Origin of the sequence: Luteococcus sp. H101, assembly GCF_038433155.1 — a bacterium.
Taxonomy (GTDB): domain Bacteria; phylum Actinomycetota; class Actinomycetes; order Propionibacteriales; family Propionibacteriaceae; genus Luteococcus.
In genome coordinates this window covers 77,545-101,027 of sequence record NZ_JBCDMW010000029.1, presented here as the reverse complement: position 1 = coordinate 101,027, position 23,483 = coordinate 77,545, and the positions used below count along the sequence as shown (strand labels likewise).

The 23,483-nt window shown below is 69.4% G+C and carries 25 protein-coding genes and 1 pseudogene; 8 read left to right on the top strand and 18 right to left on the bottom strand.

What is annotated here, in order from left to right:
- Positions 1 to 42: 42 nt before the first annotated feature.
- The gene (locus AAEX60_RS12495) at positions 43 to 729 is read right to left on the bottom strand and encodes a phosphonatase-like hydrolase (RefSeq protein WP_342103893.1); all 687 of its coding nucleotides are present in this window, start codon (positions 727 to 729) and stop codon (positions 43 to 45) included.
- Positions 726 to 1,487, bottom strand: a complete 762-nt coding sequence (locus tag AAEX60_RS12490) for a GntR family transcriptional regulator (RefSeq protein ID WP_342103892.1) — start codon at positions 1,485 to 1,487, stop codon at positions 726 to 728. The genes AAEX60_RS12495 and AAEX60_RS12490 overlap by 4 nt, the downstream gene beginning before the upstream one ends.
- Positions 1,488 to 1,627: 140 nt before the next feature.
- Between AAEX60_RS12490 and AAEX60_RS12485 the strand changes: the two genes are divergently transcribed.
- Positions 1,628 to 2,761: a TIGR03364 family FAD-dependent oxidoreductase gene (locus AAEX60_RS12485; RefSeq protein ID WP_342103891.1), complete on the top strand. Its 1,134-nt coding sequence runs from the start codon at positions 1,628 to 1,630 to the stop codon at positions 2,759 to 2,761.
- A 104-nt stretch (positions 2,762 to 2,865) separates the two neighbouring features.
- Here AAEX60_RS12485 and AAEX60_RS12480 read toward each other — a convergent pair whose 3' ends face one another.
- The 3 genes and pseudogenes from AAEX60_RS12480 to rph all read right to left on the bottom strand — a co-directional run bounded on the left by AAEX60_RS12480 (position 2,866) and on the right by rph (position 5,172).
- Positions 2,866 to 3,678: a thymidylate synthase gene (locus AAEX60_RS12480; protein WP_342103890.1), complete on the bottom strand. Its 813-nt coding sequence runs from the start codon at positions 3,676 to 3,678 to the stop codon at positions 2,866 to 2,868.
- Positions 3,679 to 3,781: 103 nt separating this feature from the next.
- Positions 3,782 to 4,426: pseudogene (locus AAEX60_RS12475) on the bottom strand (non-canonical purine NTP pyrophosphatase); the annotation flags it as partial.
- Positions 4,423 to 5,172 (bottom strand): ribonuclease PH, encoded by a 750-nt coding sequence (gene rph / locus AAEX60_RS12470; RefSeq protein ID WP_342103889.1) that lies wholly within the window; start codon positions 5,170 to 5,172, stop codon positions 4,423 to 4,425. The gene rph and the pseudogene AAEX60_RS12475, both read right to left, overlap by 4 nt.
- A 98-nt stretch (positions 5,173 to 5,270) precedes the next feature.
- Here rph and AAEX60_RS12465 point away from each other — a divergent pair, with 98 nt between their 5' ends.
- Entirely contained in the window at positions 5,271 to 5,648 is a 378-nt protein-coding gene (locus AAEX60_RS12465; protein ID WP_342103888.1) for a DoxX family protein, read from the top strand.
- A 19-nt stretch (positions 5,649 to 5,667) separates the two neighbouring features.
- Here AAEX60_RS12465 and AAEX60_RS12460 read toward each other — a convergent pair whose 3' ends face one another.
- The 3 genes from AAEX60_RS12460 to murI all read right to left on the bottom strand — a co-directional run bounded on the left by AAEX60_RS12460 (position 5,668) and on the right by murI (position 8,755).
- Positions 5,668 to 6,279, bottom strand: coding sequence for an MBL fold metallo-hydrolase (locus AAEX60_RS12460; protein WP_342103887.1), 612 nt, complete (start codon positions 6,277 to 6,279; stop codon positions 5,668 to 5,670).
- 34 nt (positions 6,280 to 6,313) lie between these two features.
- Positions 6,314 to 7,402 carry an S-(hydroxymethyl)mycothiol dehydrogenase gene (locus AAEX60_RS12455; protein WP_342103886.1) on the bottom strand — a complete coding sequence of 363 codons (1,089 nt, stop codon included), beginning with the start codon at positions 7,400 to 7,402 and terminating at the stop codon, positions 6,314 to 6,316.
- Positions 7,403 to 7,930: 528 nt separating this feature from the next.
- Positions 7,931 to 8,755 (bottom strand): glutamate racemase, encoded by an 825-nt coding sequence (gene murI, locus AAEX60_RS12450; protein WP_342103912.1) that lies wholly within the window; start codon positions 8,753 to 8,755, stop codon positions 7,931 to 7,933.
- A 91-nt stretch (positions 8,756 to 8,846) separates the two neighbouring features.
- Between murI and AAEX60_RS12445 the strand changes: the two genes are divergently transcribed.
- Positions 8,847 to 9,278, top strand: a complete 432-nt coding sequence (locus tag AAEX60_RS12445) for a hypothetical protein (RefSeq protein ID WP_342103885.1) — start codon at positions 8,847 to 8,849, stop codon at positions 9,276 to 9,278.
- A 1-nt stretch (position 9,279) separates the two neighbouring features.
- Here AAEX60_RS12445 and AAEX60_RS12440 read toward each other — a convergent pair whose 3' ends face one another.
- From AAEX60_RS12440 to AAEX60_RS12415, 6 genes are all read right to left on the bottom strand, one after another.
- A complete protein-coding gene (locus AAEX60_RS12440; RefSeq protein WP_342103884.1) occupies positions 9,280 to 9,591 on the bottom strand; it encodes a FeoC-like transcriptional regulator in 312 nt (103 codons plus the stop codon).
- Positions 9,588 to 11,663: a ferrous iron transport protein B gene (gene feoB / locus AAEX60_RS12435; protein WP_342103883.1), complete on the bottom strand. Its 2,076-nt coding sequence runs from the start codon at positions 11,661 to 11,663 to the stop codon at positions 9,588 to 9,590. The genes AAEX60_RS12440 and feoB overlap by 4 nt, the downstream gene beginning before the upstream one ends.
- Positions 11,660 to 11,923 carry a FeoA family protein gene (locus tag AAEX60_RS12430; RefSeq protein WP_342103882.1) on the bottom strand — a complete coding sequence of 88 codons (264 nt, stop codon included), beginning with the start codon at positions 11,921 to 11,923 and terminating at the stop codon, positions 11,660 to 11,662. The genes feoB and AAEX60_RS12430 overlap by 4 nt, the downstream gene beginning before the upstream one ends.
- 186 nt (positions 11,924 to 12,109) lie before the next feature.
- Positions 12,110 to 12,751, bottom strand: a complete 642-nt coding sequence (locus tag AAEX60_RS12425; protein WP_342103881.1) for a DUF2017 domain-containing protein — start codon at positions 12,749 to 12,751, stop codon at positions 12,110 to 12,112.
- Positions 12,748 to 13,065 carry an ATP-dependent Clp protease adapter ClpS gene (gene clpS / locus AAEX60_RS12420; RefSeq protein ID WP_446721320.1) on the bottom strand — a complete coding sequence of 106 codons (318 nt, stop codon included), beginning with the start codon at positions 13,063 to 13,065 and terminating at the stop codon, positions 12,748 to 12,750. The genes AAEX60_RS12425 and clpS overlap by 4 nt, the downstream gene beginning before the upstream one ends.
- Positions 13,049 to 13,312, bottom strand: a complete 264-nt coding sequence (locus AAEX60_RS12415; RefSeq protein ID WP_342103879.1) for a hypothetical protein — start codon at positions 13,310 to 13,312, stop codon at positions 13,049 to 13,051. Before AAEX60_RS12415 ends, clpS begins: the two co-directional genes overlap by 17 nt.
- A 250-nt stretch (positions 13,313 to 13,562) precedes the next feature.
- Here AAEX60_RS12415 and AAEX60_RS12410 point away from each other — a divergent pair, with 250 nt between their 5' ends.
- The 5 genes from AAEX60_RS12410 (at position 13,563) to AAEX60_RS12390 (ending at position 17,569) form a co-directional block, all read left to right on the top strand.
- Positions 13,563 to 13,916 carry a PadR family transcriptional regulator gene (locus AAEX60_RS12410; protein ID WP_342103878.1) on the top strand — a complete coding sequence of 118 codons (354 nt, stop codon included), beginning with the start codon at positions 13,563 to 13,565 and terminating at the stop codon, positions 13,914 to 13,916.
- A gap of 1 nt (position 13,917) precedes the next feature.
- A complete protein-coding gene (locus tag AAEX60_RS12405; RefSeq protein ID WP_342103877.1) occupies positions 13,918 to 14,628 on the top strand; it encodes a hypothetical protein in 711 nt (236 codons plus the stop codon).
- Positions 14,629 to 15,058: 430 nt separating this feature from the next.
- A complete protein-coding gene (locus tag AAEX60_RS12400) occupies positions 15,059 to 15,448 on the top strand; it encodes a hypothetical protein (protein WP_342103876.1) in 390 nt (129 codons plus the stop codon).
- A gap of 94 nt (positions 15,449 to 15,542) precedes the next feature.
- Positions 15,543 to 16,904, top strand: a complete 1,362-nt coding sequence (locus AAEX60_RS12395; RefSeq protein WP_342103875.1) for a nicotinate phosphoribosyltransferase — start codon at positions 15,543 to 15,545, stop codon at positions 16,902 to 16,904.
- A 92-nt stretch (positions 16,905 to 16,996) separates the two neighbouring features.
- A complete protein-coding gene (locus tag AAEX60_RS12390) occupies positions 16,997 to 17,569 on the top strand; it encodes an isochorismatase family protein (protein ID WP_342103874.1) in 573 nt (190 codons plus the stop codon).
- A 231-nt stretch (positions 17,570 to 17,800) separates the two neighbouring features.
- Here AAEX60_RS12390 and malQ read toward each other — a convergent pair whose 3' ends face one another.
- The 4 genes from malQ to AAEX60_RS12370 all read right to left on the bottom strand — a co-directional run bounded on the left by malQ (position 17,801) and on the right by AAEX60_RS12370 (position 23,411).
- On the bottom strand, positions 17,801 to 19,951 hold the full coding sequence (gene malQ, locus AAEX60_RS12385) for a 4-alpha-glucanotransferase (protein WP_342103873.1): 2,151 nt from the start codon (positions 19,949 to 19,951) through the stop codon (positions 17,801 to 17,803).
- A gap of 63 nt (positions 19,952 to 20,014) precedes the next feature.
- Complete coding sequence (locus tag AAEX60_RS12380) at positions 20,015 to 20,686, bottom strand: DUF2510 domain-containing protein (protein ID WP_342103872.1); 672 nt, start codon at positions 20,684 to 20,686, stop codon at positions 20,015 to 20,017.
- Complete coding sequence (locus AAEX60_RS12375) at positions 20,683 to 21,540, bottom strand: RDD family protein (RefSeq protein ID WP_342103871.1); 858 nt, start codon at positions 21,538 to 21,540, stop codon at positions 20,683 to 20,685. The genes AAEX60_RS12380 and AAEX60_RS12375 overlap by 4 nt, the downstream gene beginning before the upstream one ends.
- A gap of 482 nt (positions 21,541 to 22,022) precedes the next feature.
- On the bottom strand, positions 22,023 to 23,411 hold the full coding sequence (locus AAEX60_RS12370) for an MFS transporter (RefSeq protein WP_342103870.1): 1,389 nt from the start codon (positions 23,409 to 23,411) through the stop codon (positions 22,023 to 22,025).
- Positions 23,412 to 23,483 lie beyond the last annotated feature (72 nt).

The window sequence follows — 23,483 nt, the reverse complement described above, 5'->3', positions numbered from 1 at the left end:
TGATGGCACCATCCTGCCATCCGCCCCCGACAGTTTTCGTGATCACAGGCCCAGGTGGGCGGGGATGTCCTTGACCCCGTCCAGCACGGCCGTCGCCCCGGCCCCGGCCAGCGCCTCCCGGCTCAACTGGCCGGTCAGCACGCCGATGCTCTGGGCGGCGCCGGAGCGCAGCCCGGCCTTGACGTCGGCGACGGTGTCCCCGGCCACCAGCACCGTGGTCATGCAGTCAACCCCGGTGCGCTCCAGGGCACGGTGCACCATGTAGGGCGCCGGACGGCCGGCGGCCACCTCGTCGGCGCAGACCACGGCGTCCAGCTGCTGGCCGACCTCCCAGCCCAGGGCGGTGAGCAGCGGCTCGGCCACCTCCCGGGAGAAGCCCGTGGTCAGGGCGACCTTGATCCCGGCTGCTCGGAGCGCGTCGAAGGCCTCGGCCACGCCGGGCAGCGGGACCGGTGGGGTTTGGGTGTAGTAGCGGCGCAGCAGGTCGACGAAGTCGGCATAGGTCTGGTCCACCACCTCGGCGGTGGGCTCGACACCGCCCAGGCGCAGCAGATTGGTGATGGCATCGCGCTTCTCGGTGCCCATCCAGGTCTGCAGGTCACCGTCGGCGACGGTGGCGCCGCGATTGGTGACGCTGTCACGCAGGGCGTCGTAGACGCGTCCGCGGTCGTCGATGGTGGTGCCGGCCATGTCAAAGGCGCACAGGCGGATGGGAGTAGTGGTGGTCATGAGGGATCCTCCGTGGGGTTGAGGTGGAGCAGGGCGCCCCGGTGCTGGGCGGTGTTCTCGATGGTGAAGGTGGTCCGGCCGGGCAGGTAGCGGTCGTCGGAATACTCGACGGGCCGCTCATCGGGAGTGAAGGTGACCCGCCGCACCCGCAGCAGCGGCTCCCCGGGCTGGATGCCGAGGAGTTGCGCGTCGGTCTGGTCGGCGGCGACGGCGTCGATGGTGTGCCGACCCCGGGCCAGATCGACGCCCTGACTGGCCAGATGGGCGAAGATCGAGCCCGAGTCGGTGTCGAAGTCGAACAGGGTCCGGCCCACGTGCAGCACGAACGTGGTGCGCTCCACCATGGTGGGGACACCATCCAGGCTGCGCTGGCGCAGCAGCTGCACAACGGGTTCCCCGGCGTCCAGGTCCAGCTCCGACGCGATCTCGGCGGGGCAGGCGCGCCGCGCCATCTCGTGCAGGTGCTGGCCGGGGGTGCGGCCGATGGCGAGCGCCCATTGGCTGAAGGAGATGAACTGGCTGAAGGACTGCGCGGGCGGGGCCTGGCGCACCCGGGGCGAGCGCCCCTGGCCGCCCACCAGCAACCCCTCGGTGCGCAGTGCGTTGAGCGCCTGGCGGACCGTGCCGCGTGAGGCGCCCGTCGCCCGAACCAGCTCCGCCTCACTGGGGGCGCGCTCACCCGCGGGCCAGGCGCCGCTCGCGATGCGCTGGCGGAAGTCCTGCGCCAGCTGACTGTGGAGCGGTTCACAACGGTGCACATCTTGACTGTACAAGTTACGCCTCATCTCGCACAAACACCCCTTCAATCCACGGCTGCTCCGTGAACGATGGGTTAACTTGTCCATACAAGAAGCTGATCGGCTTGCCTGTGGCGGGCGACGCGGGGTGTGATGAAGCCATGGACATCACCCCCGAGCGCCGTCAGCTGGTCATCATCGGGGCCGGGATCATCGGCCTCGCCCACGCCTTCGAGGCCCACCGCCGTGGGCTCCGGGTCACCGTCGTGGACCGGGAACACCGGGCCACCGGAGCGTCGGTCCGCAACTTTGGCCACGCCTGCTTCTCTGCCCAGCCCACCGACCTGACCGAGCTGGCGGCCTCCTCCCGCGACGGCTGGCTGGAGGCCGCCCGGACCACCGGCTTGACCGCCGAGCAGTGCGGCACCCTGGTGGTGGCCCGCTCCGAGCTGGAGGCGGAGCTGCTGGCCCAGTTGCGGGAGGCACGCGGCGGCCAACGGGTGGAACTGCTCACGGCGTCGCGAACCCGCTACCTGCTGGGCGGTCTGGGCTCCCCCGAGGTGGTTGGCGGCGCCCACCTGCCGTTGGACGTCCGGGTGGACCCGCGGACCACCGTTGACCGGCTGGCCGCCTGGCTGGCCGGGCAGGGAGTGGACTTCCTGCGCGCCACCCAGGTGGGCGCCCTGACCAGCGACGGCTCCGGGGCGGTCCTAGTGACCAACCGGGGCGAGTTGCGGGCCGAGCAGGTGATCATCGCCACCGGGCATGACCTGGTACACCTGTTGCCCCACCTGGCCGAGTCCCACCAGGTGCAGCGCTGCACCCTGGCGATGCACCGCGTCGCCACGCCGGGGCAGGCCCGGATCAGCCCCGCGGTGCTCACCACGACGTCGATGCTGCGCTATGGCGCCTTCACCGAGCAGCCGGCCGCCGACCAGTTGCGTCGCCAGGTCCGGGCCACCCGCCCGGACCTCCTGCAGGCCGTCGCCAACGTGATGTTCACCCAGCTTCCCGACGGCAGCCTGCTGGTGGGCGACACCCACGACTATGCCGACTCTCCCCTGCCCTTCGTCCCCGAGCAGCGCTCCCGCCTGGTGCTCGACGAGGCGGCGGCCGTGCTGGGCGTCGACCACCTGGACGTCCTGGAACGTTGGCAGGGCGTCTACGCCAACAGCAACCGGGGTCCGTTGCTGGTGGCCGAGCCCCTGCCCGGGGTGCGCGTCGTGACCGTCACCTCCGGCGTCGGCATGACGCTGTCCTTCGGTCTGGCCCGCCAGAGCCTCGACGCGCTCTGACCTCCCGACAGCGTGCCGCTGGACGAGCGCAGCTCCGAGCCTGCGAGGAGCGGTGCGCGCGAGTCCACCAGGGGTTCAAGGGGGCTGGAAGCCCCCTTCATCGACTAGACCGCGATCGGCGCCTTGATGCCGGGGTGCGGGTCGTAGTTCAGGACCTCGATGTCGGCCAGCTCGAACCGGTCGATCTCGGTGACGTGGGGGTTGAGCTGCAGCTGCGGCAAGGGACGCGGCTCGCGGCTCAGCTGCAGCGCCACCTGCTCGAAGTGGTTGGAGTAGATGTGCGCATCGCCCAGGGTGTGCACGAAGTCGGCCACCTCCAGGTCACAGACCTGCGCGACGAGGTGGGTCAGCAAGGCATAGGAGGCGATGTTGAAGGGGACGCCCAGGAAGATGTCGGCGCTTCGCTGGTAGAGCTGGCAGGACAGTTTGGCCTTGCCTGCGTCGGTGGCGGGGGTGACGTAGAACTGGAAGAGAGCGTGGCAGGGCGGCAGGGCCATGTTCTCCACGTCGGCCACATTCCAGGCGCTGACGATGTGCCGGCGGGAATCCGGCGTGTGCTTGATCTGGTCAATGACGGCGGCGATCTGGTCGATGTGTTCCCCCGACGGGGTGGGCCAGCTGCGCCACTGATAGCCGTAGATCGGGCCGAGATTGCCATTCTCGTCGGCCCATTCGTCCCAGATAGTGATGCCGTTGTCGTGCAGCCAGCCGACATTGGTGTCGCCGCGCAGGAACCACAACAGCTCGCCGAAGATGCTGCGGGTGTGCAGCCTCTTGGTGGTCAGCAGCGGGAAACCCTCGGCCAGGTCGAAGCGCATCTGGTGGCCGAAGATGCTGCGGGTGCCGGTGCCGGTCCGGTCGGACTTGTCGACGCCGGTCTCCATCACCGTGCGGAGCAGGTCACGATACTGCTGCATCGGCATCCCCCTGCTGGCCGTCGGCCTCTGTTTCCTCGCCGGGCTGATCACCATCACTGCGCGCGGCCCGTTCGGTGGCCAGCTTGAGGTTCAGCAGCCCGGCGACGGTGGGGAGCATCGCCTGGACTGCCTGGGCGCGGTGGCTGATCCGGTTCTTGACCTCCGGGGCCAGCTCCGCGCTGGTGAGGCGACGGCCATCCACCTCGGGCGCGTCGTCGGGGCAGAAGATCGGGTCGTAGCCGAAGCCGTTCTCGCCGTGCCGTTCAAAGGCGATGTCGCCGGGCCATTCCCGGCGGACACTCTCGGCATGGCGCATGCCCTCCATCCCGTCGGGCACGACGAAGGCCATCGCGCAGACGAAGCGGGCGGTGCGCTGGCCCAGCGGCACATCGCTGATCTGGGCCAGCAGCAGGTCATTGTTGGCCTCGTCGTCGCATTCCGGGCCGGCCCAGCGGGCGGAGCGTACCCCGGGGCAGTTGTTCAGGGCGTCCACCTCAATCCCGGAATCATCTGCCAGGGCAGGGACCCCGGTGCGCAGGGCGCAGGTGCGGGCCTTGATCAGGGCATTGCCCTCGAAGGTGCGCTCGGTCTCGGCCGGCTCCGGGTAGGGCTCGACATCGGCCAGACCCAAGATGTCGATCGGCAGTTCCGCGGCCTCGACGACGGCGCGCAGCTCGCGCAGCTTCTTGGCATTGTTGGTGGCCAGCACCACCTGCGGGCGGGTGGTCTCCGGCTGCTGCTCACTCATCGCTTGTCCTCGGTCAGGGCGGCGACCTGCAGCTGCTTCAGCTCGTCGCAGCCCTTGAGGCCCAGGTCCAGCAGGGTGTTCAGGGTCTCCCGGTCGAAGGGCACGCCCTCGGCCGTGCCCTGCACCTCGATGAAGTCACCATTGCCGGCCACGACGATGTTCATGTCGGTGTCGGCGGTGGAGTCCTCGGTGTAGGCCAGGTCCAGCATCGGGACGCCGTCGACGACGCCCACGCTGATGGCGGCGACGGAGTCCTTGAGCGGCTCGCCCTTGAGGGCACCCTTGCCGCGCAGGTGCTCGATCGCGTCGGCCAGCGCCACGTAGGCGCCGGTGATCGACGCGGTGCGGGTGCCCCCGTCGGCCTGCAGCACGTCACAGTCGATCACGATGGTGTTCTCCCCCAGCGCCTCATAATCGATCACGGCGCGCAGTGCCCGCCCGATCAGCCGGCTGATCTCATGGGTGCGGCCGCCGATCTTGCCCTTGCGGGACTCGCGGCCACTGCGGGTGTGGGTGGAGCGCGGCAGCATCTCGTACTCGCTGGTCACCCAGCCCTTGCCCTGGCCCTTCATCCAACGCGGCACGCCCTCCTCGACGGTGGCGGCCACCAGCACGCGGGTCTTGCCGAACTCGATCAGGCACGAGCCCTCCGCATGGTCCAGCCAGTTGCGGGTGATCTTCACCTCGCGCAACTGGTCGGCCGCCCGGCCGTCGATTCGGGTTGTGGAGGTCTGCTCATTTGCCATGTCCCCAAAGCTATCGCGTGCCACCGACAGTTTTCCTCCCCAACGGTCCCCAACCGTCAGCAGGAGCGCTGTGGGCGGCATGCGCTAACGTCGGGAACATGCCCACACCCGATGACGCCACCCGAAATGCACTGGGCCTGGCCGCCCTGTGCAGCACGATGGGCGTCCTGCACTTCGTCCGGCCCGAACCCTTCGACCAGCTCATCCCAGACCCGCTGCCGGGAAGACCCCGCGCTTGGACCCTGGGCTCCGGCATGGCCGAGCTGGCTGTGGCCGGCCTGCTGGCAGTGCCTGCCACGCGGCGTCTGGGCGGTGGAGCCGCGGCTGCCCTGTTCGTCGGGGTCTTCCCGGGCAATCTCAAGATGGCGAGGGACTGGCGGGATCGCCCGGCCTGGCAGCAGGCGATGGCCCTGGCTCGGCTGCCACTCCAGGCGGATCTGGTGCGTCGTGCGCGCATCGTCGCCAAGGGCGCCTGAGCAGCGGCGACGCGATCACTCAGCGGCCCAGGGCTTCGGCCTCCGCGCCGATCGTGGTGGACTCGCCGTGGCCGGTGTGTACCACCGTCTCGTCGGACAGGGCGAACAGCCGGCGACGGATGCTGTCCTCCAGCACCTCCCGGCTGCTGAAGGAGCGGCCGGTGGCGCCGGGGCCGCCCTGGAAGAGCGTGTCACCGCTGAACAGCACGCCCAGCGAGGGCACGTACAGGCAGACCGCGCCCGGGGCGTGACCCGGGGTGTGGATCACCCGCACGTCGCTGCCACCCACCTGCAGCAGCTGACCGTCGGCCAGCCCCAGGTCGGGTAGCCGTTCGGGGTGGGTCAGGTGCCAGACCGGCAGGTCGTCGGGGTGCAGCAGCACCGGGGCGTCCACCTTCTCGGCCAGCTCGGGCGCCTTGCGGACGTGGTCGTCGTGGCCGTGGGTGCAGACCACCGCCACCACCCGTCGCTCCCCCACCACGTCCAGGATCGTGTCCACGTCGTGCGGGGCGTCGATCACCAGGCACTCGGTGTCATCGCCCAGCACCCAGATGTTGTTCTCGACGTCGAAGGTCTCGCCGTCCAGGCTGAAGGTGCCGCTGACGACGGCGTGGTCAATGCGCAGGGTCATGGGGTTCTCCTCCGGTTGGGGGCAGCGGGCGCTCTCAGTCGATGACCACCACACTACGCAGCACGTCGCCGGACTTCATCCGGGCAAAGGCCTGCTCCACGTCGCCCAGGCCGATCTTCTCGGTGACGAAGGCGTCCAGCGGCAGCCGACCCTGCAGGTAGAGGTTCACCAGCATCGGGAAGTCCCGGCTGGGCAGGCAGTCGCCGTACCAGGAGGACTTGATGGCGCCGCCGCGGCTGAAGATCTCGATCAGCGGGACCTCCCAGGTCATGTCCGGGGTGGGCACGCCGACGAGCACCACCCGGCCGGCCAGGTCCCGCGCCTCGAAGGCCTGCTGGAAGGTCTCGGGGCGGCCGACCGCGTCCACCACGACGTCGGCGCCGAAGCCGTCGCAGATCTCGCGGATCTGGCTCACCACCGATTCGTCGGTGGAGTGCACGGTGTGGGTGGCCCCCAACGCCGTGGCCTGTTCCAGCTTGCGGTCATCCACGTCGACGGCGACGACGGTGGCCGCCCCGGCCAGCACGGCACCAGCCACGGCGGCCATCCCGACCCCGCCCAGCCCGATCACCGCGACGCTCTCGCCGCGCTTGACCTGGCCGGTGTTCAGCGAGGCGCCCAGACCGGCCATCACGCCGCAGCCCAGCAGCCCGGCCACGGCGGGTTCGGCACGCTCGTCGACGATGGTGCACTGGCCCGCCGCGACGAGGGTCTTCTGGGCGAAGGCGCCGATCCCCAGCGCCGGGGTCAGTTCGGTGCCGTCGGCCAGGGTCATCTTCTGGGTGGCATTGGCGGTGTCGAAGCAGTACCACGGCTCGCCCTTGAGGCAGGCCCGGCACTGGCCGCAGACGGCGCGCCAGTTGAGCACCACGTAGTCACCGGGCTTCACATTGGTGACATCCTCACCGACGGCCTCGACGACGCCCGCGGCCTCGTGGCCCAGCAGAAAGGGGAAGTCGTCGTTGATCCCGCCCTGCTTGTAGTGCAGGTCGGTGTGGCAGACCCCGCAGGCCTGGACCTTCACCAGTGCCTCGCCGGGCCCCGGATCGGGGACGACGATGTCCACCAGCTCGATATCGGCGTCCTTGCTGCGGGCGATCACGGCCTTCACGGTCTGCGACATGGGGGTCCTTTCGACGAAATCTTGGGGGTGGGCTGCCAATGGTGCGTCAAAGTGGGCAGCCTTTTGGATGTTGCACGTGCCAATAGTTTTCTGTGTCCACCAGGCTGCCAACTTTGGCGAGGGGTTGGGGCTGGCTTCGGCTGGTTCAGCCAGTGGGAGGGCTCAGTGGGTGGCTTCGACGGCTGTGGCGGAAGCAATCTGGCGGTGACTTTCGGCAGGCTCGGGCACCGGCAGCGCCGGCCCGGACACCTCGGACATGGCGCAGCCGCCGTCGGATGCGAGCGCAAGCGGCAGCGGCTGCCAGGTCAAAGGCCCCGCGGGGTCAGCGGGGGCAGGTGCAGCGATCCTCGGGCTTGACGTCCTTGAGGGCTTCCTCGATGTGCTGGCCGCAGCCCTCCCAGGTGGGCTTGCCGCACTTCTCGCAGGTGATCTTGTGGCACATGGGTGTCTCCTCACATCGGGTGGTGTGCTGCCCACCATCCTGCCACTGCCTGGCCAGGCGCGGGTATGGCCCGGGCGCGGCGCGGGTCAGTGTTTGCCCAGGGCGATCTGCTGCACGTCGTGCACGAAGCCGCCCATCAGCCGGCTGCCGATGCCCTCGAAGTCGTGGTCGCTGCCGGTGGTGAGGAAGAGCCGCTGCGCCTCCCGTGGGGTGTGGTGCAGCAGTTCCCGGCGCTGCAGCGCGGTGTAGGTGGCCTTGGCGCACTCCTCCGACGAGCTAACCAGGGTCACCTCGTCGCCCAGGACATAGCTGATCACGCCCTGCAGCAGCGGGTAGTGGGTGCAGCCCAGGATCAGGGTGTCGCACCCGGCGCGCTGGATCGGCTCCAGGTACTCCCGGGCGGCGCCCAGCAGCTCGTCGCCACCGGTGATGCCGGCCTCGACGAACTCCACGAAGCGGGGGCAGGCCTGGGTGATCAACTGCACCTCGGGGGCCACGACGACGGCGTCGTTGTAGGAGCGGGAATTAGCGGTGGCCTCGGTGCAGATCACGCCCACCCGGTTGTTGCGGGTGGCAGCGACGGCGCGTCGGGCGGCGGGCAGGATCACCTCGATGATCGGCACGTTGTAACGTTCCCGGGCGTCGCGCAGGGCGGCCGAGGAGGCGGAATTGCAGGCAATCACCAGGGCCTTCACGCCGTGGGTGACCAGCCGGTCCATGCACTCGATGGCGTAGGAGCGCACCTCGGCGATCGGCCGGGGGCCGTAGGGCGTGCGAGCGGTGTCGCCCAGGTAGATGACGTCTTCATTGGGCAGCTGGTCGACGATGGCCCGGGCGACGGTCAGGCCGCCGAAGCCGGAGTCGAAGATGCCGATCGGTGCATCACTGCCGATCTCTGACTCGAAGGGGATCACTCGCACTTCCTTTCAACCCGAGCAATGATAGTTCTGATGGCAGGTTCGGCCCGAACCACACCCAACACGCCTGCCTGAGGAGACACCGATGACCGGCGCCCGCCCGAAGCCCTCCGGCCGCACCAGTGGCCTGTACCGGCTGGCCACCGAGCGTCCGATCGCCCGGCGGACCGCCGCCCTGGCAGCGGCCGCGGCCACCGGAATCATGAGTGGCTGCGTGCGGATGCGCCAGGTCAAGCCCGGCGTGGTGGAGCGTGTGGTGCCGGCCAATGACGAGGCGGACCGGCTGTTCACCGGCTACTACCCCGTGGGCAAGGACTTCGACTCAGCCGACGTGACCATCGACGAGCACGGTGACCGGGTGGTGCTGGCGGTGGACATCACCACCTCCAGCGCGGGCCGGGGCGGGGCCGCTGCCGATGGCCAGGAGCAGAGCTTCGAGATCGAGCTGGCCTCCCCCCGTCGCAAGCGCCCCTTCGTGGACCGCGACGGGAAGCCGATCACCGTTGCGCAGAAGTAAGTCAGGGGCGACGCAGGCTGAGCTGCACCAGCACCGGGCCGGTGCGCTGGGTGGACGGGCCGTCGGAGCCGCAGCCCGCGCTCCCGTCGGAGCGTCCCGAGGCGCACGTCCCGCAACCGCCGCTGGGGCAGCCCATCGCCAGTTCCTTGGCCTCGATCCGACCCATCCGTCGCAGGTGGTCAATCGAGGTCTGCACCACGTCGGGCCCCAGCCCGGTGCGCTGCCCGATCTCCTCCAGGCTGGTGGCGCCGGACTCGAAGGCGGCCAGCACGGCGCTCAGCGGCCGCTGCGGGGCACTCGTCGAGGCACTCACCAGAACAGCTTCCCGATCTGGAAGACCGCCACGGCACTGACCCAGGCAACCGCCAGCTGCATCGCCACCCCGAAGACGGTCCACTTCCAGCCGATCTCCCGTTTCTGCGCGGCCAGCGTCGCGACGCACGGGGTGTAGGCCAGCAGGAAGACCAGGAAGGCGATCACGGCCGGCAACGCGTGACCACCCGACGACTTCTCGAAGTCCGCGGTGATCCGCTCGCCCAGGGTGCCGGGGTCTCCCCCCTCTTCCGGTTCGTCGACGGCATAGGTCTGTGCCCAGGAGGAGATCACGGCTTCCTTGGCGACGAAGCCCACCACCATGGCGGAGGTGGTCTGCCACTGGTCGAAACCGGCAGGCCGGAAGACGGGGCTGACGGCCTGCGCGGCAACACCGTAGGCGGAGTCCTCCACCGGCACCTCGCCAAAGGTCTCGTGGCTGTTGGTGGGCAGGGACTGCAGCAACCAGACCACACAGACCGTCGCGACGATGATCCCGGACGCGGTCTGCAGGAAACCCTTGAGCCGCACCCAGGTGACGCTGGCGGTGAGCCGCGCGGTGGGCCGCTGGTAGGGCGGCAGGTCCAGCACCAGCGGCTCGGCGCCCATGGTGCGCCACAGCGTCTTGCGCAGCGCCAACCCGCACAGCACCACCATCAGGATGCTGACCAGGTACATCGCGAAGACCACGGTGCCGGCCCACTTGCCGAAGAAGGTGGTGGCCACCAGCACATAGACGGTCAGTCGGGCGGTGCAGCTGGTGAAGGGCACCAGCAGCGCGGTCAGGATCCGCTGGCGCTCCTGAGGCAGGATCCGCGTCGCGGAGATGGCGGGCACATTGCAACCGAAACCCACCACCAGCGGCAGGAAGGCGCGGCCGGGCAGGCCCAGGGAGCGCATCATCCGGTCGGTGACCACGGCGGCGCGGGCCATGTAGCCCGAATCCTCCAGCAGGGCCAGCAGCAGGAACATCAGCGCCATCAGCGGGGCGAAGGTGAGCAGCATGCCGACGCCGGCCACCAGGCCGTCGACCAGCAGGCCCTGCACCCAGCTCTCCCCCAGCCCAATCTGGCTGAGCGCCCAGGTGACGCCGTCGCTGACCGGGCCCGCGAACAGCCCGTCCAGGAAGTCCTGCATCGGGGCGGCCACAACGGTGGTGATCTGGAAGACGCACCACATCACGGCCATGAAGATCAGCGGGCCGATCACCGGCGCGGTGACCCAGCGGTCCACCGTGTCGCTGAGGGACGCGCGAGCCTGGCCCGAGTCCCGGGTTCCGGCGGAGACCGCATTCTCGATGAAGCCGAAGCGCTCGTCCTCCCGCACCAGGTCGGCGTCCAGCACCGTGAGCTCCGGGCTGGGCACCTCGGTCAGCGGGCGCGGCTGCGCCTCCGGGGCGGCCAGGGCCTCGTGCACCACCCGGGTCAGGTTGTCGTCGCCACGACGGTGCCGGGGGTCCAGCGCCACCACGGGGCAGCCCAGCTCGGTGGCCAGGGCAAAGGTGTCGACGTCGATCCCGCGGTGCCGTGCCACGTCCAGCATGGTCAGCGCCACCACCACCTTCATGGCGCGTTCCCGCAGCTGGGCAACCAGGTAGAGGCTGCGCGCCAGGTGGGCGGCATCCGCCACCACGACGGTGACGTCGGGCCGCTCCTCGGCCGGGCCGTCGACCAACAACTCCCGGGTCAGGGCTTCGTCGGGGCTGACCGGGTCCAGGGAGTAGGCGCCGGGGAGGTCCACCAGGGTCAGGTCCAACCGCTTGGGGCCCGTTGCCATGTTCTCGCAGTGGCAGTCGACGCAGTCACAGGTGCGTCCCTCGACGCTCGTGCGCCACACGCCTCGGGAGACACTGACGGTGGTGCCGGGCCAGTTGCCCATGGTCACGCGGGACCCCGTGAGGCTGTTGAACAGGGTGGACTTGCCGGAATTGGGGGCACCGACGAGGGCCACCACGGGCGCGTCGGTTCCGGCGCCGTCACCGGAACCCTCACTGTGACAGGTGGCCTTGACGCTGGGAATCTTCTTGCGGGTGCTGACCTGGAGCAGCTGCGGGGAGTTGACGTCGATGCTCACGCGGCGACCTCCGGCAGGTCCTCGGGGGTCAGCATCGGCTCGACGAAGAGCCGGGAGAGCATGGTCTTGTCCAGGGCAATCCGGGAGCCGGCCACCTGCAGCACGCGCCCGCCGCCGGCGGTGGTGTGCACCAGCACCACCTGTGCCCCGCGTCGGATCCCCAGTGCCGAGAGTCGGCGACAGAGGTCCGGCGCCCCCTCGGCGCGAACCAGGGTGAGTGGCTTCCGCAACGGTGCGGTGGCGAGGCTGATCGGATTCATGGGAATCACGATAGACGTCTTAGGTAAGCCTAAGCTAGCCGGGGTGGGGATTATCACAGGCTCGACCGTGTGATTCCATGGCAGCCGGGGAGCCCGCCAACACTTGGTCACCTGTCCTGAGGACATTTGTGTTGCATAGTCGCCACCAAAAAGACCTCAGGACAAGTGGCCAACAATTTGGGTTGCTCAGAGGGCTTCCAGCACCAGCTCCTGCAGCCAGCCGGTCCAGGCGTAGACCTCGTAGAGCCAGGAGCGCGGATCGGTCTCGGGGCGTTGGGCCGCTTCGTCGGCGCTGATCTCGTCGGTGATGTCCAGCCGGACCGCCAGCGCCAGCCGGACATTGGTCAGGGTCTTCAGCCAGGCGGTGACGTGCGCTTGGGGCACCGTGCACCGGCCGCGCCGGTCCGTGTGCTGCAGGTCATTGACCACGACGTGGGCATCGGCCACCTTGAGGCTGCGCTGCTGGGCCTGGGTGAAGCGCCGAAAGTCGTGCGAGGCGGCCGGGTCGTCGGGATAGGCGTCGGGGAAGAGCCGGCGGATCACCGGGTCAATCTCCTCGGGGTCGTCGCCCTCCCCCTCGCCGAGGCTCTCCACCGTCTGGGACTCCAGGCTGAACTCCGCCTCCCACTGGGCAAAGGGATCCGCGACCGGCTTCTCCCCTAGCCGGTCGTCATCCGACGAGGAAGCGTCGTGGTCCATCGGGGTGGCAATCAGATCCCGGTCAGTCAGCAGCTCCGCCAACTGGTCCACAATCCCCGCCAGCAGGCCGGGCTCCTCGGCGTCGAAATGGATGATCAACTTGCCCTCGTCGGGCTCGACCCCCCTCATTCCGCGTGCTCCATGGTGGCCCACAGGCCGTAGCCGTGCATGGCGTTGACGTCGCGCTCCATCTGTTCGCGGCCGCCGCTGGAGACCACGCACTTGCCCTCATTGTGCACCTGCAGCATCAGCTGTTCGGCCTTCTCCCTGGGGAAGCCGAAGTAGCTGCGGAAGACGTGGGTGACGTAGCTCATCAGGTTCACCGGGTCATCCCAGACCAGCGTCACCCAGGGCTGCTGCGCCGCGGTCTGCTCGTCGATGCGCTCCGCGACGGCGGTGCCACCGGACGGCGTGATGGTGGGCTCGCTACTCATGCCCACCATTGTGACGCACTCCGGCGGAGCGGGCGCGACGCCGGGCGAGCCAGTAGAACAACAGGTCCGCCAGCACCATCATCGCCGCCCACAGCGGCGCAAAGACCAGGATCTCGGACAGGGAGGCCCGCCACCAGCCGATCGCATTGGCAACCAGACGCAACACCAACATGATCACCAGGTTCATCAGGAACAGGCCGACAAAGGAGAGCCAGCCCCGCTCGGGCACCGGCGTGGTTCGTGGAATGCTACCCATGACCGCCACGCTACGTCACTGGACCCGAGCACCAATCTGGACGGCCGCCCAGTTATCCCGATAGAGCGAATGGCGATGTCCAACGCCACTGTGGCAATGACCCCCGGCATTCGCTCTATCGGGATAACTGGGCGATTGACCAACTCCGCGCCCACCCCCGGCCTCCTCAGCGCGGAGCGCGTGCCCACCCAGCCGGACCCACTAGCCAGCCACACTAGACAGTGTGACTAATTAGTGTCACGATGGAGTCATGAAGCAACCCTGGCCCAGCGAATGGCTCCGCGGCACCCTCACCCTGGCGGTGCTCCGGGTGTTGGCCGACGGCCCCACCTATGGCTATGCCATCGCCAATGCCCTGGAGGATGCCGGTTTTGGCGCCATCAAGGGCGGCACCCTGTACCCGCTGCTCAGCAGGCTGGAGACCAATGGCCTGGTGGAGACGGAGTGGCGCGAGGGCGAGGGCGGCCCCGGCCGCAAGTACTTCCTGCTCAGCGATTCCGGCCGCGCGCAGTACGCGTCGCAATCCGTGCTCTGGCGCGAGTTCTGCGCCCACACCGTCGACTTCATCAACCCCTTGACCACGGACCAGATCCCGGAGGCATGACATGAACGCGAACAAGCTCACCGACAAGCAGTGGCTCGACGAGATGGTCATCGAGCTGAGACTCCGCGAGATCAACGGAACCGCCATTGGAGACGCGGTGGCCGCGGTGGAGACCCACTGCGCCGAATCCGGGGAGCGGCCCGCGGAGGCCTTCGGGAATCCCCGCGAATACGCGCGGGCCCTGGACTTCGCCCCGTCGCAGATCTCCGACACCAGCGCCCAGAGCTGGGCGAAGGTGCTGGCCCCCATCGCGGCGGGCATGGTGGGGGTCAGCCTGGCCCCAGGAATCGTGCGCGCCCTCTTCGACCACTCGTCGGTCACCATCAGCTGGGGTGACCTGGCGGCCCTCGCAACGCTCGCGCTCGTGGTGGCAGTCTCCATCAAGTACCTGCACGCCCTGCTGCAGAACAAGTTGACGGGAATCCTCTTCTTCGGCGGGGCGGTGGCGGCCATGGCGATGCTGCCCATCCTCCTGCCGGGCACCGCCAGCACCCTGCCCGTGGTGGTGGCCGTCGCCCTGACGATCGCCTGCCTGGTGGCATCCGTGCTGGGTTTGCGCTGGCAGCGCCACGCCCTGGACGACCCGATCATCGACCCCCGCACGCGTCAGCGCACCAGCCCCCTGCTGAGCATCCTCACCATCTGGCTCTTCCCGATCGTCGCTGCTGCCACGGGCTTGATCACCGCGATCCCGCTGTGGATGGCCAAGTGACCAAGAAAGAAGGTGCGAGCGGCCCCGAGCCCTTGGCTGATGTGGCCTTCAATCTGAGCAGACAACCCCTTGACTTTCTCCCGAAATGGGGGGGGGACCCTGAACATGACAAGGAGGTCACCATGATGACTACACAGATCAATTCGTCACCATCGGCAACTCGACGGGCCATACTCAAGGGCACCTTGGCGTCGCTCCTGGCTGCCGCTTGGCCTTTCGCTGGAAGAGCCCCCGATGCACTTGCAGCTCATGCTGGGCATTGTTCCAAGACCTATGTAAGGCTCGAAGACTCATGGTGTTCCGGCGGAACCAACGCTCGAATGATCATGATGTACAGCAACCGTTGCAGTGTGTGCAGTGCACAATGCGGAAGCACATGGACCCAAAATGAAGGTCCATGTCGGTATCCGGACTAGACGAGGAGTACGCCATGAAAACAAAGATCAAGACCTTCGCCATCGCCGTCGACGACTCCGCCGAGGATCGTTTCCGGCAAACCGTGGAAATGACCCGCCAGGCGGGGCGTCATGTCCGCACGGTTGGTGAGCTGCTGGCTGACGCTCCCAGCGGCTTCGAGGAGCTTCCTGTGTCCGACGATCTGAGGCGTGACGCCGCAAAGCTCTTCGAACTCACCGGCGATCAGGTCTGGCGCCGAACCGCTGTTCAGAAGGATGTGCGAATTCCCCTCGGCGCCCTCCATCACGCGCACCGCGACCTGCCCGTCGTAGTGGGCTACGAGCTTGACCTGAATGCGCATGAGTGTGAGCTGTTGGGACTGGGGCACCCAGACCAGTCCGAGTGCCAAGCACCCACCACCTGAGAGTGGCTCGCCGCCAGTTCGACGTGCGGAGTCGCCGGCGCACATCCACGCCTCGGGCGAAAGCCCCTGTCGCAAGGGCTGATCGTCCAATAGTGTGCAATCCATGACCACCGCACTGCTGACCGACCACTACGAGCTGACCATGGTCCGGGCGGCCATGGGGTCGGGGACCGCGTTTCGGCGCAGCGTCTTCGAGCTCTTCCCCCGACGCCTGCCCGAGGGCCGGCGCTATGGCGTCGTGGCCGGGGTGGGCCGGATGCTGGAGGCACTGGAGGACTTCCGCTTCGACACCGAGACCGTCGACTGGCTGCTGAAGACCGACGTGGTGAACGACGAGTGCGCCGCCTGGCTGCGGGACTTCCGGTTCAGCGGCAACATGTGGGGCTACCCGGAGGGCGAGGTCTACTTCCCCGGCTCACCACTGCTGCGGGTGGAGGGCAACTTCGCCGAGTGCTGCGTGCTGGAGACGCTGCTGCTGAGCATCTACAACCACGACTCGGCGATCGCCTCGGCCGCCAGCCGGATGACCGCGATGGCCGAGGGCCGGCCGTGCATCGAGATGGGTTCGCGACGCACCCAGGAACAGTCCGCCGTCGCCGCTGCCCGCGCCGCCTACATTGCGGGCTTCAACAATTCGTCGAACCTGGAGGCGGGCAAGCGCTGGGGCGTGCCCACGGCCGGCACCGCCGCCCACTCCTTCACCCTGCTGCATGACAGCGAGGAGGAGGCCTTCAAGGCCCAGATCGCCGCGCTGGGCGAGAACACCGCGCTGCTGGTGGACACCTACGACATCGACGAGGCGATCCGCACCGGTGTCCGGCTGACCGAGGGCCGGCTGGGCGCCATCCGGCTGGACTCCGGGGACCTGGCCATCATGGCCCGTCAGGCCCGGGACCTGCTGGATGACATGGGCGCCACCAAGACCCGGATCATCGTCACCAGCGACCTGGACGAGTGGCAGATCGCCGCGTTGCGCGGAGCCCCCGTCGACGGCTTCGGGGTCGGCACGTCGGTGGTGACCGGATCCGGCCACCCCACCTGCGGCTTCGTCTACAAGCTGGTGGCCCGCGGCAGTTCCGACGCCACGGACGCGGAGCTCTACCCCGTCGCCAAGAAGTCCAGCAACAAGAACACCGTGGGCGGCCGCAAGTTCGCCATGCGACGGCTGGACGAGCGCGGCGTGGCCGCGGCCGAGATCATCGGGATCGGCACCCCGCCCAGCGGAGACTCCAATGACCGGCAGCTGATGGTGCCGCTGGTGGAGAACGGCAATGTCGTCGGCCGGGAGGACCTGCAGGCGGCTCGGGACCGGCACGAGGCCTCCCGCAAGGAGCTCCCGCTGGCGGCGCTGCGGGTGAGCAAGGGTGAGCCGGCCATCCCGACCATCATCCTGGACTCCGAGGGCGACGAGGCCTACAACCCGTACCTGCACTCGGTTGCGCCGACGAACATCTGACCATCTGCCCCACGCCTGTGGCAGGGTGGCCTCAACGGGCCTGCCCTGATCTTCGAAGGGCTCGGTCACCGTCCCCCAACGAGGAGGCTTCCATGGCCAGCACCACCGCCCTGATCGTCGTCGACGTGCAGCAGGACTTCTGCGAGGGCGGAGCCCTGGCCGTCGACGGCGGCAACGACGTCGCGGCCCGGATCGCCGACTTCCTGGCCGCCGAGCGGGGTGGTTATGCCCGGGTGGTGGCCAGCCGGGACCACCACATCGACCCGGGGCCGCACTTCAGCGCCACCCCGGATTTCAAGGACAGCTGGCCGCCGCACTGCGTGGTCGGCACCCCGGGACAGGACTTCCACCCGGCGCTGGCCGACGTGGACTTCGACGCCGTCTTCGACAAGGGCTCCTACAGCGCCGCCTACTCCGCTTTCGAGGGCAGCATCGGTGGCCACGAGGACGGCGAGACCCTGGTGGACTGGCTGCTGCGGCACAAGATCAGCCACGTCGACGTGGTGGGGATCGCCACCGACCACTGCGTGCGCGCCACTGCGCTGGATGCGGCACAGGAAGGCTTTGCCACCACGGTGCTGCTGGACCTCACCGCCGCGGTGGACCCGGGCAACCTCCAGCGGGTGCGCGACGAGTTCCTGGAGAGCGACATCCGGATCGGCTGAACGGGCCGAGGGCCAGGACGCTCCACAAGCCCGGGAGCCTGTCGCACCACGATCCCCGAGCCTCGACAAGCTCGGCCGCCGTCGTTGCGCCGGGCCCCGAATGTGCTGGGCCGCCGTGGTTGCGCCCGGCCGCCGTGATCAACTCACGCAACCACGATCCCCGAGCCTGTCGAGGGGTCCCTCCTTGGGGCCTCGACAAGCTCGGCCGCCGTGCCGCCGTGCCGCCGTGTGTCAGCGCTTGTCGGGGAGCTGGCTGTAGCCGTTCATCACGGCGGCCAACCGGGTGGCCCGCTCGCTGGCGTAGACATCCTCCAACCGCATCGGCGCTCCGTCCGGCCCGGACAGCGGCACCCGCCAGTTGGGGTACTCGTCGATGGTGCCGGGCTGGTTCTGGGTGCGCCGGTCCCCCACCGCATCCACCAGGGCCGCGTTGAGCACCTTCGACGGGGTCCAGGTCAGCATCCGATGCATCGCCAGCACGATCTGTTCCACGTCGCGGCTCTCATAGTCCTGTTGGGACAGGGCGCCGTGGTTGCGCAGCGCCTCGATCATCGCCTGCTGCTCCGCCCGGCCGTGCTCCAGCTCGCTCTCCAGGCTCTCGGTGAGCATTCCCAGCTTGTCCCGCAACCGGATGTGGTCCCCGGCAAGGTAGCCCGAGGTGGGCGGCAGGTCATGGGTGGTGACCGAGCTCATGGCGTACTCCCGCCAGCTCTCCGGCGGCAGCGGGTGGCCGTCGTCACCCTGCTCGAACCACATCACCGAGGTGCCCAGCAGCCCGCGGCGGCTCAGGTATTCCCGCACCCAGGGCTGCACGGTGCCCAGGTCCTCACCGATCACCAGCGCCTGGGCCCGGTGGGCCTCCAGCGCCAGGATCCCGATCAGGGCGTCGTGGTCGTAGCGGACATAGGTGCCGTCCTTGGCGGTCTTGCCCTGCGGCACCCACCACAGCCGGAAGAGGCCGATGATGTGGTCCACCCGCAGGCCACCGGCGTGGCGCAGCACGTTCTGCACCATCTGCCGGAAGGGGGCGTAGGCCAGGTCGGCCAGCCGGTCGGGCCGCCACGGGGGCTGACCCCAGTCCTGGCCCAGCTGGCTGTAGGCATCCGGCGGCGCCCCCACGGTGCAGCCCTGGGCGAAGACGTCGGACAGCATCCAGGTCTCCGCACCGGCGGCATTCACACCGACCGCCAGATCGCTCACGATGCCGATCGGCATGCCGGCGTCCCGCGCGGCCTGCTGTGTGCTGGACAGCTGGTTCTCCGCGATCCACTGCAGCCACTTGTAGAACTGGATCCGCTGCTGGTTGGCGCGGTAGAACTCGGCCACCTGCGGGGAGGTGGGGCGCTGCAATTCGGCTGGCCACTGCCGCCAGTCCGGGCCGTGCACCTCGTACAGCGCGCACCAGGTGGCGAAGTCGCGCAGCTGGCGCCCCTCCCGGCGGATGAAGTCGTTGAAGGCCATCTCCCGGGCTGCCCGACGTCCGCTGGCGAAGATCAGGCGCAGCGCCTCGGCCTTCTTCTCCCACGACGGGTTGCGTCGGATCTCGTCGACATCGCCGAGCTCCTGCAGCAGTTCGTCGCGCAGCACCTGGATCTGGCGCCGGTCGGCCTCCGACAGCGTGGCGTACTCCTCGATCGCCTCCGGCCGGATGTAGAGCGGGTTGACGTACATCCGGCTGGTGGGCAGGTAGGGCGAGGGCTCCAGCGGCGGCATCGGCTGGGCGGCGTGCAGCGGGTTTACCAGCACATAGCCGGCGAACTGCTGGGTGGCAGACCAGACGCTCAGGTCGGCCAGGTCGGTCAGGTCCCCGACACCCCACGAGTTCTTGGAGCGCACGCTGTAGAGCTGGGTGGCGTAGCCCCAGATCCGACGGTTGTTCATGCTGGCCGGCAGGCCAAGGAAGCTGGGCGTGATGATCAGGCTGGACTCCACCTCCACGCCCTGGCTGCGCAGCACCATCCGGTGGTAGCCCAGCGGCAGGTCGGCGGGAAGCTGGAAGGTGGCCTCACCGATCCACTGGCCGTCGATCTCCCGGTCGGGCGCGTCATTGGTGCTCTGCCAGGTGGGGCGGGTCTCGCCATTCTCCAACCGCAGGTAGAGCTCCGCGTCCGCGCCGGAGTTCACGTGGACGTTCACCCAGCCGGGCTGCCCCTGCTCCAAGACCACGCACGGCGGCAGGCTGCGCCGCCAGGGCCGCATCCGCAGCTCGTCGACGGCCTCCTGGGCCTTCTGCGGAGTGGAGGCGTCGATCTCCAGGCTCTTCAGCACGGCGACGACGGTCTCCTCGCTGATCTGGGTCTGGCGACCCTTCCAGTCCCAGAATTCCGAGGCGATCCCGAAGTGGTCCGCGAGCTCGGCGAGCAGTGGGTTGTCAAGTGCCATCGTGGGTCCAGTCCGTCGTTCAGGTGAGCGGTCCCGGCCAGCCTAGCCGCACCGACGGGCGGATCACGCCCATGTTTGGTGTCCGGGACCCGGTTCGCTGGCAGCGATCACCCGGGTGCCGGCCGCCAGGTCCGCCAGGGTGCGGGACCGGGCGTCGGCCAGTGGCCACAGCACGCACAGCAGCCAGCCCAGGCAGGTGGGCGCCAGCAGCCGGAGCACCAGGCTGCGGCGCAGCGCCCGGTGCCAGACCAGGCCGCCCCCGGGCGGGGCCACGCCGTCGGGATGGTCCTGGGCCACCACCCGCAGCCCGACTCGCTGGTGGCCGATCGTCGCGCCCCGCCAGACCAGGAAGGCCATGTCATGGACCACCCGCATCAGCGCGCCGGGGATGGCGGTGACCAGCCACATCTGGATCAGGCCGTAGTCCCACCACAGCGCCGGGCCGGGCAGTTTCCCGCCGCCGGTCATCATCGACATCCGCACGATGCCCACCAGCTCGTTCACGAAGGGCGTGTGCCAGCGCTGCAGCAGGAAGAAGGAGGCCAGCCAGAGCAGGCTGGCGTCCAGCAGGTAGCCGCGCACCCGCGCCCACCAGCCGGCGGTGCGCCACGGCTGGGCGGCGACGGACGGCGCCGGCCCCCAGGTGACGGTGCCGCTCCATCCGGCGCCATCCCACCAGCGCAGCGGGGCCTGGCCGCTGGGGTCGGGATACCAGCCGGCGACGGGAGTGGTCACCGGCCGCGGACCACCTGGGTGCGGGCAACCATGTCATGCAGGGCCTGGCGCTTCTCGGTGCCGAGCGGCATCAGGTAGTTGACCAGGGCAATGAACCAGATCAGGCCCAGCAGGGTGAAGGCGATGCCCCGACCCAGCGCAGCGCCCCAGCCCAGCTGCTTGGGCGCGCGGCCCCGGTCAACCGGAACCACCCGGATGCCCAGCAGCAGCTGCCCCAGGGTGGCGCCCAGGAAGCGCCACATCAGCACCAGGTAGGCCAGCATCACGGCCATGCTGATGGCCTGCAGGCTGTAGATGCCGTCGGTCAGGTGGTACTTGGTCATCAACTCGGCCTGGCTGGGCGGCTCCTGGCCGGCCTGGGCCTGCGCGAACAGCTCACGCCACATGGTGGACCAGTTGGTGAACAGCTGCTGGGCGAACTTCCAGCCCAGGCCGAGGGTGACCAGGGTGAGCAGCACGGAATCCAGCAACCAGGCGAAGGCTCGCGGCCACCAGCCCGCCAGCGGCACTCCGTCGGCGGTCTGCTGCGCCTTGCCGCCCACCAGCGGCGTGTAGGGGCCGACCCCCGACCCCGGGGCGGGCACGCCGCCCTGGTAGGGGCCGTAGCCATAACCCTGCTGTTGGCCAGCCCACTGGCCGCCCTGCCCCGGCTGCGTCCACTGCCCCTGCGGGTTGCCGACCGACTGGCCGGGGCCGGCCTGTCCGGGCATCGGCTGGGCGGCGGCCCACGGGTCCTGCGTCGGCGGCGCCTGGGGCGCCGGGCGATTGTTGACGGGCCGAGTGTTGTGCGTCCAGCGCTCGCCGTCCCAATAGCGCTCGCGCGCGGGATCGGCCGGGTCCGGGTACCAGTCCATGGGCGGGTTGTTCGAGGTCACCACCCCAATATCTCATGCGGGCAAAACAGCGGCCGGAACGCCGCCGGCCCACGGGACGCTGCGTAGCGAACCGGGCGCCGAGCAGCAGGAAGACACGGAAGACCAAGGAAACACTGGCATCAAGCAATCACTGAGCATCAAGAAGGGACCGGGCATCAAGCAGGCACCGGGCATCGAACACAACAAATGCGGCAGGTCAGATGTCCAAGTGGCCCACGAGCGCGTTGGACATCTGACCTGCCGCATTTGTTGTGGCGGGCTGCACAGCCCCGGGGCGGCCGCCTGGACATTCATGGCGCGACCGCCGGCCCTGATCGGTCAGGTGCTGCATGACCGCCTGGGTGGGGCCAGACGCCAGCCTCGATCGCCCGTCACTGGAACTCGGCTGCGCGGCCACCTGGGTGGGGCCAGGCAGACGTCAGCCTTCCGCACCGGGCGGTCAACGGGGCATGGGCTGGGGTTCAGTCCGCGGCCGAGGCATTGCGCACCGGGCCGATCCGGCCGGCGGTCAGGATGCCGAACAGCCCGCAGGCGGCCGTCGCCGCGAAGACCAGGCCGAAGGTCCGCTGTTCCGACGAGCTGGCGTGCAGGGCGTGGAAGATGGTGCCCGCCAGGGCCCCGATCAGCGCATTGCCCAGGCCCTCCGCCGTCTGCAGCGAGGAGGTGTTGCGGCCCAGCTGGGCCGGCTCGCTGAGGGTCATCACGGCCAGCGATCCGCTGGCGATGGCCAGACCCATGCCGAACCCGCCCACGGTCCAGCCCACCGCCGCCAGCGGCAGGGTGCCCTGGGGATGCCAGGCGGACAGGGCCATCGCGGCGATCCCCACCGCGCTGCAGCCCACCCCGAGCAGGATGATCTGGTCTCGTCGCAGCCGCAGCCACGGGCGGGACTGCACCCAGGAGCCGACGGTCCAGCCCAGGGATCCGATGGTCAGCGCCAATCCGGCCCGAAACAGCGTCATCCCGCGCAATTCCACCAGGCTGAGCGGCAGGAAGGCCTCGGTGGCAAAGAAGGCGCCGGCCTGCGCGGCCCGGCTCCACACGACGGCGCTCAGGCCCTGCCCCACCCGCAGGAAGCGCGGGGGCATCAGCGGCGGCACCGACACCCCCAGGCCCAGCAGCGCCATGGCTCCGAGCAGAGCCCCTCGCCAGCCCAGGATCTGCCCGGCGCCCTGCAGCGCGGCCACGGACAGGGCCGCCAGCCCCGCCGCCCACAGGGGCACCGGTTTGGCCTGGCCGGGGTCGGGCGCCCGGTGTTCGGCGTGCAACCGGGCCAGTGGCCGGGCCGCCAGGGCGGTGGCGGCCACCAGCGGCGCCACCAGCGCCCAGAAGACCCAGTGCCAACCCCAGCGGTGGGTGATCGCGGCCGAGATCGGCGGCCCGAGGAAGGCCGGCATCACCCAGCACACGCTGAACCAGGTCATGATCCCGGCGCGCTGCCGCTCGTCGAAGGCGTGGGCCACCACCACCATCAGACACAGGTTCATCGCGCCGCCACCCACCCCCTGGAGAAAGCGGGCCAGCACCAGGATCAGCATCGACGGGGCGGCGCCGGCCACCAGCAGGCCGGCCAGGAAGAGGGCGGTGCCGATGGCCAGCGGCCTGACCGGCCCCACCCGGTCCGCCAGCCGGCCGGCCAGCGCGGTGGAGAAGACCATGCCCAGCACGAAGAGGGTGAAGGCCCAGGCGTACAGGCCCAGGTTGCCCAGCTCCTTGGCGGCCTGCGGCATGGCCGTCGCGACGGCCACCGTCTCGAAGGCGACGCAGACCACCCCAGCGAGCAGGCCCACGGTGAGGGCAGCACGCCCCGCGACCGGGGCGTCGGGGGTGCTGGCGTCGGGCTGGGTCACCCGGTCATCCCACCAGAGCCGGGCCGCACGGACAAGCGACAACCGGGTGGGGTCGCCCGGCGCCATCCCTGG

Coding starts and splice junctions, on each gene's coding strand:
- AAEX60_RS12495 (WP_342103893.1), bottom strand. CDS start 729: ATGACCACCACTACTCCCATCCGCCTGTGCGCCTTTGACATGGCCGGC.
- AAEX60_RS12485 (WP_342103891.1), top strand. CDS start 1,628: ATGGACATCACCCCCGAGCGCCGTCAGCTGGTCATCATCGGGGCCGGG.
- AAEX60_RS12480 (WP_342103890.1), bottom strand. CDS start 3,678: ATGCAGCAGTATCGTGACCTGCTCCGCACGGTGATGGAGACCGGCGTC.
- rph (WP_342103889.1), bottom strand. CDS start 5,172: ATGGCAAATGAGCAGACCTCCACAACCCGAATCGACGGCCGGGCGGCC.
- AAEX60_RS12465 (WP_342103888.1), top strand. CDS start 5,271: ATGCCCACACCCGATGACGCCACCCGAAATGCACTGGGCCTGGCCGCC.
- AAEX60_RS12460 (WP_342103887.1), bottom strand. CDS start 6,279: ATGACCCTGCGCATTGACCACGCCGTCGTCAGCGGCACCTTCAGCCTG.
- AAEX60_RS12455 (WP_342103886.1), bottom strand. CDS start 7,402: ATGTCGCAGACCGTGAAGGCCGTGATCGCCCGCAGCAAGGACGCCGAT.
- AAEX60_RS12445 (WP_342103885.1), top strand. CDS start 8,847: ATGACCGGCGCCCGCCCGAAGCCCTCCGGCCGCACCAGTGGCCTGTAC.
- AAEX60_RS12430 (WP_342103882.1), bottom strand. CDS start 11,923: ATGAATCCGATCAGCCTCGCCACCGCACCGTTGCGGAAGCCACTCACC.
- AAEX60_RS12425 (WP_342103881.1), bottom strand. CDS start 12,751: ATGAGGGGGGTCGAGCCCGACGAGGGCAAGTTGATCATCCATTTCGAC.
- clpS (WP_446721320.1), bottom strand. CDS start 13,065: ATGGTGGGCATGAGTAGCGAGCCCACCATCACGCCGTCCGGTGGCACC.
- AAEX60_RS12415 (WP_342103879.1), bottom strand. CDS start 13,312: ATGGGTAGCATTCCACGAACCACGCCGGTGCCCGAGCGGGGCTGGCTC.
- AAEX60_RS12410 (WP_342103878.1), top strand. CDS start 13,563: ATGAAGCAACCCTGGCCCAGCGAATGGCTCCGCGGCACCCTCACCCTG.
- AAEX60_RS12405 (WP_342103877.1), top strand. CDS start 13,918: ATGAACGCGAACAAGCTCACCGACAAGCAGTGGCTCGACGAGATGGTC.
- AAEX60_RS12400 (WP_342103876.1), top strand. CDS start 15,059: ATGAAAACAAAGATCAAGACCTTCGCCATCGCCGTCGACGACTCCGCC.
- AAEX60_RS12390 (WP_342103874.1), top strand. CDS start 16,997: ATGGCCAGCACCACCGCCCTGATCGTCGTCGACGTGCAGCAGGACTTC.
- malQ (WP_342103873.1), bottom strand. CDS start 19,951: ATGGCACTTGACAACCCACTGCTCGCCGAGCTCGCGGACCACTTCGGG.
- AAEX60_RS12375 (WP_342103871.1), bottom strand. CDS start 21,540: ATGGACTGGTACCCGGACCCGGCCGATCCCGCGCGCGAGCGCTATTGG.